A 14,997-nucleotide genomic window follows, 5' to 3' on the forward strand; every position below is an offset into this window, starting at 1 on the left:
GCCTTGACTGTGGGCCGGCGCAAGTTCTCCTTAAAGGTGGTTTAACGACGGCCGGGAAACCGCCGTGAACTGCCAGGATTACCGACAGAACCCATCAGTTCCGTCGGCCGGGACGCCCCGTAACACCTTTCGGCCGACGGATCGGTGCGCGCGGCGGGAGTTCGGTCCCCCCACACCTCGCTCCCGTCGCGCGCTCTCCCGTCGTTCCGGGCGAGGTGACCGTCATGACGCCGACCGTCGGCCGTCTGCTCCGCTGGGCCGCCGTGATCGGCCTGGGCATCGCCCTCACGCTCGCCTTCTGGCAGGACCCGGTGCTCGCCCACGGCCCGGTCCGGCCGGCGGCTGTCGCGTCAGGTCCGGCCGCCGCGCTGTCCGCGCTGGCCCTGGCCGGGGTGATGCTGACCGCGCGGCGCCGGCCGCCCCGGGGTTCGCGGCGGCCGACGCCGGTACGGCCGCTCAGCGTGCCGCGCTCACCCGGTACGCGTCGATCTCGGCGCTGATCCGGGCCTGCTCGGCCGGGGGCAGGAACGCAGCGGCGACCGCGTCGCGGGCCAGCGCGGCGACGCCGTCCGGACCGAGTCGCAGCAGCCGGGCGGCCACCGCGTACTCGTCGTTGAGCGTGGTGCCGAACATCGGCGGGTCGTCGGAGTTGATGCTGACCGGCACGCCGGCCTCGACGATCCGGGGCAGCGGGTGCGCGTCGATGCTCGGCACGGCCCGGGTCCGCACGTTGGAGGTCGGGGAGATCTCCAGCGGGATCCGCCGCTCGGCCAGGTAGGTCAGCAGCGCCGGGTCCTGCACGGCGGAGATGCCGTGGCCGATCCGCTCGGCGCCCAGTTCGCGCAGCGCGTCCCAGATCGTCTCCGGGCCGGTGGTCTCGCCGGCGTGCGGCACCGAGCGCAGCCCGGCCGCCCGTGCCTGGTCGAAGTACGGCTTGAACTGCGGCCGGGGCACGCCGATCTCGGGGCCGCCGAGGCCGAAGCTGATCAGCCCGTCGGGTCGTTCGTCGAGCGCGATCCGCAGCGTCTGCTCGGCGGCGGGCAGGCCGGCCTCGCCGGGGATGTCGAAGCACCAGCGCAGCGCGATGCCGAAGTCGGCCTCGGCGCGTTTGCGGGCGTCCTCGATGGCCTCGCAGAACGCCGGCGCCGGGATGCCCCGGTTCACGTGCGAGTACGGCGTGACGGTCAGCTCGGCGTACCGGACCTGCTGGCGGGCCAGTTCCCGGGCGACCTCGTGGGTGAGCAGCCAGACGTCGTCGGCGTCGCGGATCAGGTCCACCACGCTGAGGTAGACCTCGATGAAGTGGGCGAAGTCGCGGAACGCGAAGTAGTCGGCGAGCGCCTCCGGGTCGGCCGGCACCGGGCTGCGCCCCTCGTGCCGGGCGGCCAGCTCGGCGACGATCCGGGGCGAGGCGGAGCCGACGTGGTGCACGTGCAGCTCCACCTTTGGTAGTCCGGCGATGAAGGTGGGCAGGTCGGTCACGAGTTCTCCTCTGCGCGGGCGCCGGTGCGGGCCACCATGAAGATCCGGCGGAACGGGAAGTACACCTGACCCTGCCGCACCGGGTACGCCTGCGCGAGCCGTACCCCCAGCTCGGCGCGGAAGGCGGCCCAGCCGGCGGCGTCCAGCGCGGCGCGGACCGGGCGCAGCGCCGTGCCCTCCATCCAGGCCAGCACCGGGTGGTCGGCGCCGGTGGCGGGCAGCAGATGCACGTACGTAGTCTCCCAGGCGTCGACCGCGCAGCCCGCGCCGGTCAGCAGCGTGGCGTAGCCGACGGGTTCGTCGACCGGCGCCTCGCGCAGCTTGCCGGCGAGCGCGTCGCGCCACGGTTCCCGCGCGGCGACGGAGCGCAGCAGCCGGTGCGACGGCGCGTCGAAGTTGCCCGGCACCTGGAACGCCATCCAGGCGCCGGCCGGCAGTGCGTGCGCCCAGCGGCGGAGCAGGTCGCGGTGCTCCGGCACCCACTGGAGCACGGCGTTGCCGACCAGCACGTCGACGTCGGGCTCGGGCCGCCAGTCGCGGACGTCGGCGACGGCGTAGCCGACCGGTCCGCTCTCGGCGCTCGCCCGGGCGATCATCTCCGGGGAGGAGTCGAGGCCGGTGACGCGGCTGCCGGGCCAGCGGCCGGCGAGCGTGGCGGTGAGCGTGCCGGGGCCGCAGCCGAGGTCGACCACGGCACGCGGGTACTCGGCGCCGACGCGGGCCAGCAGGTCGTGGAACGGCCGGGAGCGCTCGTCGCCGTAGCGCAGGTAGGTGCGCGGATCCCACATGACAGCCTCCAAACCGTACGTACGTCTTGTTAGACCGTACGGCCCGCCGCGCGCCACGGCAAGCGGCTCACTAGGCTCGGCCGGGTGGAACAGCGCAGCTTCGACCGGCTCGGCCGGCACGTCGGCATCATCGGACTCGGCGCGTGGCAGCTCGGCGCGGACTGGGGCGAGGTCAGCGAGGACGCGGCGCTCGCCGTGCTCGCCGCGGCCGTCGACGCGGGCGTCACCTTCCTGGACACCGCCGACGTGTACGGCGACGGCCGCAGCGAGGCGCTGATCGGCCGGTTCCTGCGCTCCCGCCCCGGACACGGGCTCACCGTGGCCACCAAGATGGGTCGCCGGGTGGAGCAGACGCCGGAGGCGTACACACTCGACAACTTCCGGGCCTGGACCGACAGATCCCGCGCCAACCTCGGCGTCGACACGCTCGACCTGGTGCAGTTGCACTGCCCGCCCACCGCCGTCTTCGCCGACGACCGGGTCTTCGACGCCCTCGACACGCTCGTCGCCGAGGAGCGCGTGGCCGGGTACGGCGTCAGCGTGGAGACCTGCGACCAGGCGCTCACCGCCATCGCCCGGCCCGGGGTGGCGAGCGTGCAGATCATCCTCAACGCGGTCCGGCACAAGCCGCTGGAGCAGGTGCTGCCCGCCGCCGCTGCCGCCGGGGTCGGGATCATCGCCCGGGTGCCGCTGGCCAGCGGCCTGCTCTCCGGCCGCTACGACGAGAACACCACGTTCCCGGCGGACGACCACCGCACGTTCAACCGGCACGGTGAGTCGTTCGACGTCGGCGAGACGTTCTCCGGCGTCGACTACGACCTGGGCCTGGCCGCGGTGCGCCGGCTCGCCCCGCTGGTCGGCGACGACCGCACGATGGCGCAGTTCGCGCTGCGCTGGATCCTCGACCAGCCGGGCGTGACGGTGGTGATCCCCGGCGCCCGCTCCCCCGAGCAGGCGCGGCGCAACGCGGAGGCAGCCGGCCAGCCGGCACTGACCGACGTGGAGCTGGCCGCGGTGCGGGCCGCCTACGACGAGCTGATCCGCCCGCAGGTGCACGACCGGTGGTGAGCCGGCCGGCCGGCGCGGCGTCGCCGGCCGCCCGCGCCGCCGGGCATGCTGGAGCGGAACTGTCGTCGTCGGAGGGGGAACGATGAGGGGCTGGTTCCGGCTCACAGTGGGGCTGCTCGCCGTGGTGCTGGGTGCGCTGTGGACGGTGCTCGGGCTCGGGTATGTCGAGGGCAGCGCGCTGAGCGACGAGCGGCTCTGGGCGTACGTGGGCGCGGTGCTGATCCTGATCGGACTCGTCGGGCTGTGGTGGGGCATGCGTGCCCGCCGCTGAGGAGCCGGGCAAGGCGAAGCCCCGCCTCCCGTACGGGATGCGGGGCTTCCGGCACCGGCCGGCGCGGCCGGTGCGGTCAGCTCAGATGGGGCGGACCTGCTCGGCCTGCGGACCCTTCTGACCCTGGGCGATCTCGAACTCCACCCGCTGGTTCTCCTCCAGCGTGCGGTAGCCGCTGGTCTGGATGGCCGAGAAGTGGACGAACACGTCAGCACCCCCGCCGTCGACGGTGATGAAGCCGAAGCCCTTGTCAGCGTTGAACCACTTCACGGTTCCCTGCGCCATGTGTATCTCCTTCTAAAACTGGCGGCCGAGCACGCCGTGCGGCCGATTGGCCGTTTTCGAGCAGCGGCGCCTGAGGCGGCCCCCAGTACCGGAGACTTCTCTCAACCCACGCGTCTCTCAACAGCGTGAGACAGCAAACCACGTACGCAAAAACTTCGCACAGCCTAGCGGACGAAATTCTCCGACATGTGACCTGAAGGTCGCGCCGACGCCGCTGCGCGGCCCCGCCGGAGCCATGCGAAAGGCCCCTTTCCCGCGCTCGGGAAAGGGGCCTTTCCGGCCTTTCGTCAGTCCGGCCAGCGACCGGTCAACCGGCGCACGCCCACCGCTCCACCTCGGTCGACGGCGGCCCGCACCACCGAGAAGATGGCGCCCTGCAGCGCTGCGGCGGCGAGCACCTCGCCCCAGCGGCGGTCCTCGTCGGTGGCGCTCGGCGCCTCGCCGTCGCCCGCTGTCAACTTCCAGACCTGGCGGAAGATCACGCCGGCGACGGTACCGGCGGCCAGGCCGAGCAGCACCCCCACCGGTTTGTACGCCGCCTTGCCGATCTTCCCGCTCACCTGCGCCTCCCTCGGACGATCGCCAGCACCACCACCGTCACCAGGGCCCCGGCCGCGACGGCCGCCCACGGCAACGGGTTGCGCCCGACCGCCTCACCCTTCTCGTACGCCTGCGCCCGGACCAGCCGGGCCCGCTCCGCCGCCCGCCCGCGCACCCGGGCCGCGGTCAGCGACGCCTGCTCGCGCATCCGCGCCTTCGCCGCCTCGGCGGAGTGCCGCACCAGCGCCTTCGGGTCGGCCCTGGCCGCGAGCAGCTCCATCGTCTCACCGAGTTCCACCCGGGTCCGGCGGATCTCCTCCCGGAGCGCCGCCACGTCCCCGGTTCCGTTGCCGGTCATGCCCGTCTCCCGTCCTTCACCGCGGCGGTGACCGTGTCGACGTCCGCCCGCACGCTACGGACGGCCGCCTCGGGCACCGGCGGGACGGCACGGCTGACCTGCTTCTTGCCCACGAGCGCCAGGATCCCGGCGAGCAGGAACAACGCCACCGCCACGATCAGGGCCGCCAGCCACGCCGGCATGACCAGCGCCAGCAGCAGGATCACGGTGGCGACCAGGGCGCCGGCGCCGTAGAGCGCCATCACCCCGCCGCCGCCGAACAGACCGATCCCGATCCCGGCGTGCTTGCCCTTCTGGGTCAGTTCCGCCCGGGCCAGCGCCAGCTCGTCCCGTACCAGACGGGTGACCTGCTCGGTGGCGCGCTGGACCAGTTCCGCGGTGGACGGCTCGTTCCCGGTCCGGGACGTGCTGCGACTCGCGACGTCAGCCATGCTGTCCTCCTTTCGTCATCACCGCGCTGTATGCCCGGAGTCGCCGCCCGTCAATCCTGCGCGGCGCGGCCGGTCCGCCCGGCCGCGCGCCGCCGGAACCCGGCGCCGTGAGCGCCGGATCCGGGGCGTGCGCACCACGTCCCCCGCAACCGTCCGGCCAAACCCGTCCGGCCGGAAAGCCGCCCGAACGCGGGAACCCCCGGCGCCGTGGGCAGCCGGGGTCCCCGATCGGGGGTACGGGGTCAGCGACGCGCCTCGGCGTGGTCCTCGCGGCCCACGAACACCTCGCTGCGCGCCTCGCCGTCGTCGCTGCCGCCGAAGACCCGCGCGTCGTCGGGCGCCTCGGTGCCGGCCGGGCGGCGGACCGGGCGGCGCGGCTGCGCCGCCTGCCAGGGCAGCGGGCCGGTGGCGTCGCCCACCTCGGCGCGCAGCCGGGGCAGGGCGGTCGGGCGCTGGTCGCGTACCCAGGTCACCAGGTGCTCACGGACCAGACAGCGCAGGTCCCACAGGCTGCCCGCGTCGGCGGCGCTGACCAGCGCGCGGACCTTGACCATGCCGCCGGTCGCGTCGGTCACCTGGAGCACGCAGACCCGCCCGTCCCACAGCTCGGTGCCCTCGCACAGGCGGCGCAGCTCCTCCCGCATCGCCTGCACCGGGATGGCCCAGTCCAGGTCGAACTCGGCGGTGCCGAGCACCGCCGCCTCGGTCCGGGTCCAGTTCTGGAACGGCCGGCTGGTGAAGTACGAGGTGGGCAGGATCAGGCGGCGGTCGTCCCAGACCTGCACCACCACGTAGCTGAGCGTCAGCTCCTCGATCCGGCCCCACTCGCCCTCGACCACCACCACGTCGTCGAGCCGCACCGCGTCGCTGAACGCGAGCTGGAGACCGGCGAAGACGTTGCCGAGCAGGCTCTGCGCGGCGAGCGCGGCGACCGCGGCGATCACACCGGCGGAGGTCAGCACACCCGCGCCGACGCCGCGTACGGCCGGGAACGTCATCAGCATGACGCCGACGGTGAGGATCACGATCACCGCGATGGTCAGCCGGCGCAGCAGCACCACCTGGGTACGCACCCGGCGGGCGTGCCTGTTGTTCGGCACGTCCACCCGGAACCGGGCCAGCGCGGTGTCCTCCGCCACCACCAGCAGCGAGGCCACCAGCCAGGCGGTGGCGGCGATCATCGCCAGCACGAGCGTGTGCAGGACGAACTGCCGCCACGGGCTGCCGACCGCGTACAGGGTGGTGAACCGCACCGCGATCTGCACCGCGACCACTGTGGCGGCCACCTGGAACGCGCGGTGCGCGTGCTCGGTCAGCTCGGTCATCAGCAGCGAGCGGCGGCCCAGCCGGCGGGTGACCCGGTGCACCACCTGGGCCAGCACCAACGCGATCGCCGCCGCGGCGAGCGCGGCGGCGATGGTCACGACGTAACTCTGCACGAACTCTCTCTCCCTCCGACCGGGCGGAATCGGGCGCAAAGGCCCAATGGTGCCCGGCGGCCCGGGTATCGACCAGGATCAGACCTTGCGGTACCGGGACTGGAAGAAGCAGTAGACGCCGAACGCGGCGATGCCCAGCGCCATGAGCGCCAGCAGCCACGGCCCGTACGACTGGTCGCGCAGCGTCCGCAGCGCGGCGTCCAGGCCACGCGCCTTCTCCGGGTCGTAGTTGACCGCGGCGACCACGACGAGCACGCCGGCGATGGCGAACACGGTGCCCCGGGAGGCGTACCCGGCCATGCCGAGACGGCGGGTGAGCTGGCGGGTCTTCGGGCTCATCTCGCCGATCTTGAGGTTGCGCTCGAACTTCTTCTTCAGGCCGTAGATCACCATGCCGACGCCGAGCGCGGCGAGCGCAAGTCCGGCCAGCCCGACCAGCCACCGGCCGCCGTCGGAGGCCATCAGCTTCTCGGAGAACTGCTGCTGCTGGTCCGAGGCGTTGGCGCTGGCGTCCTGGAAGACCTTGATCGCGGTCCAGCCCAGCCAGACGAACACGACGACCCGGACCGCCGAGGCGATCCGTTCGAACGTGCGTTCCTTGCCGGTCCGGGAGACGTGGCCGGAGATCGCCTCGAAGGCCTGCCAGATCGCCATGGCGAACAGGCCGACCGCCATCGCGATCAGGAGGAACTTCCCGAGCGGCTGTTCACCGAGGGTGCGCAGCGCGCCGTTCTGGTTCCCCTCCTCGCCGGACTTGCCGAAGGCGATCTGCAGCGCCAGCCAGGCGAGGAGAAGGTGCACGATTCCGTATCCGATGAAGCCGCCACGGGTCAACAGTTCGAGCCACCGGCTGTTTCGAGCCTGGGCGGCGGTGGCTCCGGCATTCCGGGTGAGAGACATGAGCCCTCAATCTCCCGGCGGGCGATTTTCCAAACGTCCGCGCCCGCCGGGAGCGGCCGAAACGGATCAGCCGGCGAGGTCCCGGGCGACCCGCAGCACCACCTGCTGGTCGGTGACGCTGTCCAGGCTGACCTGGAAACCGGCGACCTCGGTGGCCTGCTGGCCCACGGTCAGGGACAGCTGTTCCCCGGCCACCTCGACGGTGACCTGGTCGCCCTGGGCGCCGACCAGCTTCGCCTCGACGCCGAGGATCCGGGCGCTGGCCTCCACGCCGCGGTCGAAGGTGATCGTGCAGGCGTCGAGGCCGCAGTCGGTCTCGGCGCCTTCGGAGCTGCATCCGGCGAGCAGCGCGGCGCCGAGGGCGAGACCGGCGAGCAGACCGGCGGCACGGCGGGCGGGGGCGGAGGTGGCGCGTCGGATCGTCACCCGCCCAAGGATAGGCGGACTGCGCCAGCGCGCCGTCGCGCCCGGGGCCCGCGACGGCACGCCGGGCGGGGCGTCCGGGGTGCGCGCTAGGGTGCCGGAATGGCTTTCGACGTCGCCCGGGTCCGGGCCGCCTACCCCGCCCTGGCCGAGGGATTCGCCCACTTCGACGGCGCCGGGGGCACCCAGACCGCGGCCGGCGTGATCGAGGCGGTGACCGGCGCCATGCGCGCCGCCACCGGCAACCGCAGCGCCGCTTTCGTACCCGGCCGCCGGGCGCTGGAGCTGGTCGCCGGGGCGCGGGCGGCGGTCGCCGACCTGCTCGGCGCGCAGCCGTCGGGCGTGGTGCTCGGTCCGAGCGCGACCGCGCTGACGTACACCCTGGCCCGCACGCTCGGCGCCGGCTGGCGGCCGGGCGACGAGGTGGTGGTGTCCCGGCTGGACCACGACGCGAACGTCCGGCCCTGGGTGCAGGCCGCGCAGGCGGCCGGCGCCACGGTGCGCTGGGCCGAGTTCGATCCGGTGCGCGGCGAGCTGCCCGCCGGCCAGTACGCCGACCTGGTCACCGAGCGGACCCGGCTGGTCGCGGTGACCGCCGGCAGCAACGCGATCGGCACCGTGCCGGACGTGGCGGCGATCGCCAAGACCGCGCACGCGGCCGGCGCGCTGGTGTGCGTGGACGGCGTGCACTCGGTGCCGCACGGCCCGACCGACCTGTCCACGCTCGGCGCGGACTTCCTGGTGACCAGCGCGTACAAGTGGTCCGGGCCGCACCTCGCGGCGATGGTGGCCGACCCGGCGCGCTGGGAGGCGCTGCGCCCGGCGAAGCTGCTCCCCTCCGCCGACTCGGTCCCGGACCGGTTCGAGTACGGCACGCCGAGCTTCCCGCTGCTGGCCGGGGTGACCGCCGCGGTGGACCATCTGGCCGGCCTGGATCCGGCCGCGACCGGCGACCGGCGGGAGCGGGTACGCGCCGGGCTGGCCGCCGCGCAGGCGCACGAGGAGGCGGTCTTCGATCGGCTGCTCGCCGGGCTGACCGGCCGGTCGTTCGTGACCGTCTACGGCGCACCGGCCCGGCGCTGCCCGACGGTGTCGTTCCGGGTGGCCGGCCTGGCCCCGGCGCAGACGGCGGCGGCGCTGGGCGAGGCGGGGCTGTGCCTGTCGCACGGCGACTACTACGCCTACGAGTACTTCCGCACGATGGGCCTGCGCGCCGACGGCGGCGCGGTCCGGGCCAGCGTCTACCACTACAACACGGTCGAGGAGGTGGACCGGCTGCTGACCGAACTGGACCGGCTGGCCGGCCCCGGAGGGAGAATGGCCCGGTGAGCTTTCAGGTCGAGGACAACCCCGCCAAGCGTCGCTTCGAGATCCTGGTGGACGACGCGCTGGCCGGGTTCGCCGCGTACACCCCCGGCGACGGGGTGCTGGTCTTCACGCACACCGAGGTCGACGACCGGTTCCAGGGTCAGGGCGTCGGCGCGGCGCTGGTCCGGGGCGCGCTGGACGAGGTCCGCGCCCGGGGCGGCCGGATCGTGCCGAGCTGCCCGTTCGTGGCCGCGTTCGTCAAGCGTCACCCCGAGTACGCCGACCTGGTGGCCGACCCGGCGTGAGGCCCGGGCCGGCCGGGGGACCTCCCCGCCCGGCCGGCCCGGGAGTCAGCGGGCGCCGCTGAGCACCTCGGCGGCGGCGCGGGCCGCGGCGGCGGTGGCGCCGTGGGTGGCCAGGTGCACCGCGCCGGTGACCAGCTCGGGCACGCCCAGTTCGACCACCACCGCGTCCGGGCGCGCGGCGAGCGCCCGGCGCACCGCGTCCCGCATCCAGTCGTGCCGGTGCAGGTCCCGCACCACCAGCACGAGCGGCCGTCCGGCCGGCAGGTCGCCCGGGTCGGCCGGTACGGCGTCGGCGGCGTAGCGGGCGGTCGTGGTGCCCGGCGCCAGGCTGGCCAGGGGCGCGGCGATCCCCCACGGCGTCTCCTCGCCGATGGCGATGTTGCGCGGCGGCGCGAACTCCACCACGTGCGCCGGCCCGGCCAGCGGCAGCAGCGCGGCGTCGCCGCTGACCCGGACCGCCCGGCGGGCGGCGGCCAGCCCGATCGGTGAGCCGTCGGCCGGTGGCGTGCCGGCGACCCGGCGGGCGCGGGCGGCGACGCTCCAGGCGGCGAGCTGACCGACGCGCTTGGCCGCCTCGGCGAGCCGCTCCTCGGGCAGCTCGCCGCTGATCACCGCGGCGACGATCGCGTCGCGCAGCTCGCGGGCGTCGGCCTCGGTGGCCCGTTCCCCGCCCACGCAGATCGCGTCCGCGCCGGCCACGAGCGCGCGCACCGCCGCGCCGGTGAAGCCGTACCGGTCGGCCACCGCCCGCATCTCCACCGCGTCGGTGACCACCACGCCGCCGAAGCCCATCTCCTCGCGCAGCAGCCCGCCCAGCACGCGCGGGCTGAGCGTGGCGGGCAGTTCCGGGTCCAGCGCCGGCACCAGCAGGTGGCCGGTCATCACCGCCTGCGCCCCGGCGGCCACGGCGGCCCGGAACGGGGCCAGCTCGACCGCGTCGAGGCGGGCCCGGTCGCCGCCGATGCGGGGCAGGTCGTGGTGCGAGTCGACCCGGGTGTCGCCGTGTCCGGGGAAGTGCTTGGCGCAGGCGGCGACGCCGCCGGACTGCAGGCCGCGTACCCAGGCGGCGGTGTGCCGGGCGACCAGGTCCGGGTCGGCGCCGAACGCGCGCACCCCGATCACCGGGTTGGCCGGGTTGGAGTTGACGTCGGCGTCCGGGGCGTAGTCCAGAGTGACGCCGACGGCTGCCAGTTCGGCGCCGAGGTCGCGGGCGACCTCCTCGGTCAGCGCCGGGTCGTCGATCGCGCCGAGCGCGTAGTTGCCGGGCCGGGAGCTGCCCCGGGCGGACTCGATCCGGGTGACGTCGCCGGCCTCCTCGTCGATCGCCACGATGACGTCCGGCCGCTCGGCCCGCAGGTTCGCGGTGAGCGTGGCGACCTGCTCGTGGTCGACGACGTTGCGGGCGAACAGGACGACCGAGCCGAGCCCTTCGCCGAGCCAGCGGCACACCCACGGCGGCGGCGTGGTGCCGACGAACCCCGGTTGCAGGACGGCGGCGGCGAGCGCCGCCAGATCTCCGGTCGATCCCTCGGTCCGCTCGCTCATGTGCTGTCGTACCCCCGTCTCCCCCACGGACCCGCCGGGGCCGGCGGGTGCTGACATGGTCACACCGCGCAGCTAAATAGTCAACAATCCTTACTGTTAGGCGGTGGCGTCCCGCGACCTCCCGTGGGAGAGTTCCCACATGTCCGCCCTGCCGCTCGCCGACGCCACCAGCGCCGCCGACATCCCCGGCGTACGGCTGCTCGGCCTGATCGTCGGCGGCCTGTTCCTGCTGATCGCCATCCGCGCCATGTTCCGCCGCTGATCCGCACCGGGCGGGTGAGCGGCGCAGGCGGTTTCGCGCGGGATCGCCGGGGGTAGCTGAGGCGCTTGATGAAACTGACCACTCACTCCTCCAGCCTGCGCCGGGCGGCACGGAACCTGTTCGGCTGGACCGCGCTGCGGCCCAACCAGCTCGCCGCCATGCGCGCCGTGATGAAGCGCCGCGACGCGCTGGTGGTGCTGCCCACCGGCGCCGGCAAGTCGGCGATCTACCAGATCCCGGCCAGCCTGATCCCCGGCCCCACGGTGGTGATCTCCCCGCTGCTGGCGTTGCAGCAGGACCAGATCGCCGCGCTCAACGAACGGCAGCGTCCGGAGCTGCGCGCGGTGCGGATCAGTTCGGACGAGAGCGCCGCCCAGCAGGCCGAGGCGATCGAGGACATCCGGGCCGGGCGGGCGGAGTTCCTGTTCATCACGCCGGAGGCGCTGAGCAACCCGGACCGGCTCGCCGAGGTCCGGGAGCTGAAGCCGGCGCTGGTGGCGATCGACGAGGCGCACTGCATCTCGGCGTGGGGCCACGACTTCCGCCCGGACTACCTGGCGCTGGGCCACCTGATCGACGGCCTGGGCCGCCCGCCGGTGGTGGCGCTCACCGCCACCGCCTCCCCGCCGGTACGCGACGACATCATCGCCCGGCTGCGGCTGCGCGAGCCCGAGGTGGTGGTCTCCGGGCTGGACCGGCCCAACCTCTTCCTCGAGGTGGCCCACTGCCCCACCGACGACTACCGGTGGCGGCGGCTGATCGCGCTGCTGCGCGACGACGAGCGGCCCGGCATCATCTACGTGCCGACCCGGCGCGCGGCCGAGGAACTGGCCGAGCGGCTCACCGGCGCCGGTTTCCCGGCCGAGTTCTACCACGGCGGCATGCCCACCGCGGCCCGGCACGAGCTGCACGAGGCGTTCCTCGCCGACCGGGTGCCGATCATGGTGGCCACGTCGGCGTTCGGCATGGGCATCGACAAGCCGAACATCGCCTGGGTGGTGCACATGGCGCTGCCCGACTCGCCGGACAGCTACTTCCAGGAGATCGGCCGCGCCGGGCGCGACGGCTCACCGGCCCGGGTGCTGCTGCTGTGGCGCGCCGAGGACGTCGGCCTGCAGCGCTACTTCAGCGGCGGGCTGCCGGACGAAAAGGAGCTGACCGAGCTGGCCGCGGTGCTGCGCGGCAAGGCCCGCAACCGCAAGGAGCTGCGCGAGCTGACCGGGCTCGGCCCGCGCAAACTGGGCCAGTACCTGTCCCTGCTGGAGCAGGTCGGCGCCGCCGAGCCGCGCGCCCGGCAGCGCATCGGCGCGCCCCGGTACGCCCCGGCGGCCGCCGAGTCCGGCCGGGCCGCGCTGGCCGAGGCGGAACGGCAGCAGACGGTGACCCGGTCGCGTACCGACATGATGCGCGCGTTCGCCGAGACCACCGGGTGCCGGGGCCAGGCCCTGCTGGCGTACTTCGGCGAGCAGATGCACGAGGTCTGCGGGCACTGCGACAACTGCCACGCCGGCACCAGCGTGGCCGGAGACGGCGCGGTCGGGCCGTTCCCCGTGCACAGCCAGGTGCGCCACCCGGAGTGGGGCGCCGGCCTGGTGCTCAGCTACGAGGAGGACCGGATGACTGTGCTCTTCGACGAGGTCGGTTACAAGACGCTCTCCGTGCCCGTGGTGTCCGAACAGGGACTGCTGGAACTCGACTAGCCTGACCCGGGCGCCGCGGCGGCGCCCGTCGACGAACGACGACCACGGCGAAAGGGGCCTGATCGTGATCGAGCAGCCGGCGTACACCCGGTTCGGCGTCTCCGACGAGGAGTGGGGGCTGCTGGTGGGGCTGCCGCAGTCGGTGCTCACCGCGGCGGCCGCCGCCGAGTCCGACGGCACCCGCCGCACCATGGCCGAGAACGCCGCCGGGCTGCAGACCATCGCCGCCGGCCGCGAGTCGGCGAGCCCGCTCGTCGCGGCGGTGGCCGGCGAGATCGTCGACCGGGTCGGCGACCCGGAGACCGGCGCGGAGCTTCCGGTGCTCACGCCGGAGGACCCGAAGGCGATGATCGAGGACGTGCTGGCCCGGGCCGGCCAGGCCGCCGCCCTGCTCGCCGCCCGGGTGGACGAGGGTCAGGCCGGGGCGTACCGGCACTGGCTGGTGGACATCGCCGAGCAGGTGGTGGGCGCGGCCTCCACCGGCGGCATCCTGGGCCTCGGCGGCGACACGGTGACCGACTCGGAGCGGCGGTTCCGGGACCGGCTGGCCCAGGTGCTGAACGACTGAACGGACTGCTAACAGAAGGCTCCCCGGTCCGTCAATGACGGACGTCACGGCCCCACGGGTGTCGCTTTTCGGCCCCGTGGGGCGTCCTGGTTCTAGCAGGTGTGACGAACCACGGGGGTCGGTTGATGGACGGGAAGCTGCGCCGGCAGGTGCTCGACACGGAGGATCTGCCACCACGCGAGCGCTTCGGCATGTGGCTGGACATGATGGCCAGCACCCCGACGCCGCTGCGGGTGCACACCGCGCACGCCGACGACTTCGTCGCGCGGGCCGAGTTCGTCGAGCTGGGCCGGATGCGGCTCATCCGCTACCGCTACCCGTCGGTGGACTGCGTCCGCACCTCGAAGCTGATCCAGCGCTCCGACCCGGACTACTACCTGCTCGCGCTCACGCTCACCGGGACCAGCCAGGCCGACCAGGCGGGGCAAAGGGCCTGCTGCCGCCCCGGCGACCTCACCTTCTACGACTGCTCCCGCCCGCACGAGGTCAGCCACCACGCCGACCCGGCCGGGCCCGCGTACGCCCGCTCGATCGTGGCCCTGATGCCGTACGACGCGCTGCCGCTGCCGCGCCGCCGTCTCGCTCCCCTGTTCGCCGGGCGGATGTCCGGCTCCGAGGGCGTCGGCGGCCTGCTCGCCGACTTCCTCGTCCGGATCACCGCGCACCCCGAGCAGTACCACGCCGCCGACGCCGAGCGGCTGGGCGGGATCGGCCTGGACCTGGTCGCCACGCTGCTCGGCCGCAACCTGGTCTCCGAGGAGGCGGTCCCCACCGAGATCCGGCGGCGCGCCCTGCTCGCCCAGGTGCGCTCGTACGTGGAGCAGCACCTCGGGGACGCCTCGCTGGACCCGGGCCGGATCGCCGACGCGCACCACATCTCGGTGCGCTCGCTGCACCGGCTCTTCGAGGACGAGGAGACCACCGTCGCGGCGTACATCAGGGACGAGCGGCTGGCCCGGTGCCGGCGCGACCTCGCCGACCCGGCGCTGAGCGACCGCTCGATCCAGCTCATCGCCGCCCGCTGGGGCTTCCGGGACAAGGCACACTTCAGCCGCGCCTTCCGGGCCGCGCACGCGGAGACACCGCAGGCATTCCGGGCCCGTCATCTGGAACCGGCACGGATCGTCAACACCACGGCATCCGCAGTCAACTCGGCGCGGACATACTGAACGCAGGGCTGAGACCGCTCCCAGCGGCGGCCCACTGGTATCGGGGGGCCGTGGCGTGGCGTCCGCGGCGGCCCGGCCGCGGGCGGCCGCCCCGGTGGCGGTCTCCCCGCATCCGCGCCGGACGAGGTTTCCGGCCCCGTCGCGCTTCCCCCCAG

At 74.2% G+C, this 14,997-nt stretch carries 19 protein-coding genes; 9 read left to right on the forward strand and 10 right to left on the reverse strand.

Going from position 1 to position 14,997, the window contains the following annotated elements; all coding sequences use genetic code 11:
- The first annotated feature begins 224 nt into the window (after positions 1-224).
- Complete coding sequence (locus tag O7542_RS14945) at positions 225-500, forward strand: hypothetical protein (protein ID WP_113973165.1); 276 nt, start codon at positions 225-227, stop codon at positions 498-500.
- Here the strand turns inward: O7542_RS14945 and O7542_RS14950 are convergent.
- Positions 457-1,482 carry an adenosine deaminase gene (locus O7542_RS14950; protein ID WP_064448740.1) on the reverse strand — a complete coding sequence of 342 codons (1,026 nt, stop codon included), beginning with the start codon at positions 1,480-1,482 and terminating at the stop codon, positions 457-459. The genes O7542_RS14945 and O7542_RS14950 overlap by 44 nt on opposite strands.
- A complete protein-coding gene (locus O7542_RS14955; protein ID WP_209961139.1) occupies positions 1,479-2,270 on the reverse strand; it encodes a trans-aconitate 2-methyltransferase in 792 nt (263 codons plus the stop codon). Before O7542_RS14955 ends, O7542_RS14950 begins: the two co-directional genes overlap by 4 nt.
- Positions 2,271-2,354: 84 nt before the next feature.
- Here O7542_RS14955 and O7542_RS14960 point away from each other — a divergent pair, with 84 nt between their 5' ends.
- A complete protein-coding gene (locus tag O7542_RS14960) occupies positions 2,355-3,338 on the forward strand; it encodes an aldo/keto reductase (RefSeq protein ID WP_043325010.1) in 984 nt (327 codons plus the stop codon).
- A gap of 82 nt (positions 3,339-3,420) precedes the next feature.
- Positions 3,421-3,609: a hypothetical protein gene (locus O7542_RS14965; RefSeq protein WP_043325011.1), complete on the forward strand. Its 189-nt coding sequence runs from the start codon at positions 3,421-3,423 to the stop codon at positions 3,607-3,609.
- A gap of 81 nt (positions 3,610-3,690) precedes the next feature.
- On the opposite strand, the gene O7542_RS14970 is transcribed toward O7542_RS14965, so the two are convergent.
- From O7542_RS14970 to O7542_RS15000, 7 genes are all read right to left on the reverse strand, one after another.
- Positions 3,691-3,894 carry a cold-shock protein gene (locus O7542_RS14970; protein ID WP_007075740.1) on the reverse strand — a complete coding sequence of 68 codons (204 nt, stop codon included), beginning with the start codon at positions 3,892-3,894 and terminating at the stop codon, positions 3,691-3,693.
- A gap of 287 nt (positions 3,895-4,181) precedes the next feature.
- Complete coding sequence (locus O7542_RS14975; protein WP_043325012.1) at positions 4,182-4,454, reverse strand: DUF4235 domain-containing protein; 273 nt, start codon at positions 4,452-4,454, stop codon at positions 4,182-4,184.
- Entirely contained in the window at positions 4,451-4,792 is a 342-nt protein-coding gene (locus O7542_RS14980) for a DUF3618 domain-containing protein (protein ID WP_043325013.1), read from the reverse strand. The genes O7542_RS14975 and O7542_RS14980 overlap by 4 nt, the downstream gene beginning before the upstream one ends.
- Entirely contained in the window at positions 4,789-5,223 is a 435-nt protein-coding gene (locus O7542_RS14985; RefSeq protein WP_043325014.1) for a phage holin family protein, read from the reverse strand. The genes O7542_RS14980 and O7542_RS14985 overlap by 4 nt, the downstream gene beginning before the upstream one ends.
- 242 nt (positions 5,224-5,465) lie before the next feature.
- Positions 5,466-6,662: a mechanosensitive ion channel family protein gene (locus tag O7542_RS14990; RefSeq protein ID WP_043325015.1), complete on the reverse strand. Its 1,197-nt coding sequence runs from the start codon at positions 6,660-6,662 to the stop codon at positions 5,466-5,468.
- 78 nt (positions 6,663-6,740) lie between these two features.
- Positions 6,741-7,562, reverse strand: a complete 822-nt coding sequence (locus O7542_RS14995; protein ID WP_281604756.1) for a DUF1206 domain-containing protein — start codon at positions 7,560-7,562, stop codon at positions 6,741-6,743.
- A 66-nt stretch (positions 7,563-7,628) separates the two neighbouring features.
- Entirely contained in the window at positions 7,629-7,988 is a 360-nt protein-coding gene (locus tag O7542_RS15000; RefSeq protein WP_030499883.1) for a hypothetical protein, read from the reverse strand.
- Between the two features lie 99 nt (positions 7,989-8,087).
- Between O7542_RS15000 and O7542_RS15005 the strand changes: the two genes are divergently transcribed.
- Both O7542_RS15005 and O7542_RS15010 read left to right on the forward strand, forming a co-directional pair.
- Positions 8,088-9,314, forward strand: a complete 1,227-nt coding sequence (locus O7542_RS15005; RefSeq protein ID WP_281604757.1) for a cysteine desulfurase-like protein — start codon at positions 8,088-8,090, stop codon at positions 9,312-9,314.
- Positions 9,311-9,598 (forward strand): GNAT family N-acetyltransferase, encoded by a 288-nt coding sequence (locus O7542_RS15010; RefSeq protein ID WP_064448745.1) that lies wholly within the window; start codon positions 9,311-9,313, stop codon positions 9,596-9,598. Before O7542_RS15005 ends, O7542_RS15010 begins: the two co-directional genes overlap by 4 nt.
- A 45-nt stretch (positions 9,599-9,643) precedes the next feature.
- Here O7542_RS15010 and O7542_RS15015 read toward each other — a convergent pair whose 3' ends face one another.
- Entirely contained in the window at positions 9,644-11,143 is a 1,500-nt protein-coding gene (locus O7542_RS15015; RefSeq protein ID WP_113973169.1) for a glycoside hydrolase family 3 protein, read from the reverse strand.
- Between the two features lie 139 nt (positions 11,144-11,282).
- Between O7542_RS15015 and O7542_RS15020 the strand changes: the two genes are divergently transcribed.
- The 4 genes from O7542_RS15020 (at position 11,283) to O7542_RS15035 (ending at position 14,842) form a co-directional block, all read left to right on the forward strand.
- The gene (locus O7542_RS15020) at positions 11,283-11,405 is read left to right on the forward strand and encodes a hypothetical protein (protein WP_255358596.1); all 123 of its coding nucleotides are present in this window, start codon (positions 11,283-11,285) and stop codon (positions 11,403-11,405) included.
- A gap of 68 nt (positions 11,406-11,473) precedes the next feature.
- The gene (locus O7542_RS15025; protein WP_064448747.1) at positions 11,474-13,105 is read left to right on the forward strand and encodes an ATP-dependent DNA helicase RecQ; all 1,632 of its coding nucleotides are present in this window, start codon (positions 11,474-11,476) and stop codon (positions 13,103-13,105) included.
- A 64-nt stretch (positions 13,106-13,169) separates the two neighbouring features.
- Positions 13,170-13,673, forward strand: coding sequence for a hypothetical protein (locus tag O7542_RS15030; protein WP_064448748.1), 504 nt, complete (start codon positions 13,170-13,172; stop codon positions 13,671-13,673).
- Positions 13,674-13,798: 125 nt separating this feature from the next.
- Entirely contained in the window at positions 13,799-14,842 is a 1,044-nt protein-coding gene (locus O7542_RS15035; protein WP_043325022.1) for a helix-turn-helix domain-containing protein, read from the forward strand.
- The last annotated feature ends 155 nt before the right edge of the window (positions 14,843-14,997 follow it).

Source organism: Micromonospora sp. WMMC264, from assembly GCF_027497275.1.
GTDB lineage: Bacteria > Actinomycetota > Actinomycetes > Mycobacteriales > Micromonosporaceae > Micromonospora > Micromonospora chalcea.

Bases quoted from the DNA above. Each gene is read 5' to 3' on its own strand.
- O7542_RS14955 (WP_209961139.1), bottom strand. From the start codon at position 2,270: ATGTGGGATCCGCGCACCTACCTGCGCTACGGCGACGAGCGCTCCCGG.
- O7542_RS15020 (WP_255358596.1), top strand. From the start codon at position 11,283: ATGTCCGCCCTGCCGCTCGCCGACGCCACCAGCGCCGCCGACATCCCC.
- O7542_RS15005 (WP_281604757.1), top strand. From the start codon at position 8,088: ATGGCTTTCGACGTCGCCCGGGTCCGGGCCGCCTACCCCGCCCTGGCC.
- O7542_RS14965 (WP_043325011.1), top strand. From the start codon at position 3,421: ATGAGGGGCTGGTTCCGGCTCACAGTGGGGCTGCTCGCCGTGGTGCTG.
- O7542_RS14970 (WP_007075740.1), bottom strand. From the start codon at position 3,894: ATGGCGCAGGGAACCGTGAAGTGGTTCAACGCTGACAAGGGCTTCGGC.
- O7542_RS15025 (WP_064448747.1), top strand. From the start codon at position 11,474: ATGAAACTGACCACTCACTCCTCCAGCCTGCGCCGGGCGGCACGGAAC.
- O7542_RS14980 (WP_043325013.1), bottom strand. From the start codon at position 4,792: ATGACCGGCAACGGAACCGGGGACGTGGCGGCGCTCCGGGAGGAGATC.
- O7542_RS14985 (WP_043325014.1), bottom strand. From the start codon at position 5,223: ATGGCTGACGTCGCGAGTCGCAGCACGTCCCGGACCGGGAACGAGCCG.
- O7542_RS15035 (WP_043325022.1), top strand. From the start codon at position 13,799: ATGGACGGGAAGCTGCGCCGGCAGGTGCTCGACACGGAGGATCTGCCA.
- O7542_RS14995 (WP_281604756.1), bottom strand. From the start codon at position 7,562: ATGTCTCTCACCCGGAATGCCGGAGCCACCGCCGCCCAGGCTCGAAAC.
- O7542_RS15015 (WP_113973169.1), bottom strand. From the start codon at position 11,143: ATGAGCGAGCGGACCGAGGGATCGACCGGAGATCTGGCGGCGCTCGCC.
- O7542_RS14945 (WP_113973165.1), top strand. From the start codon at position 225: ATGACGCCGACCGTCGGCCGTCTGCTCCGCTGGGCCGCCGTGATCGGC.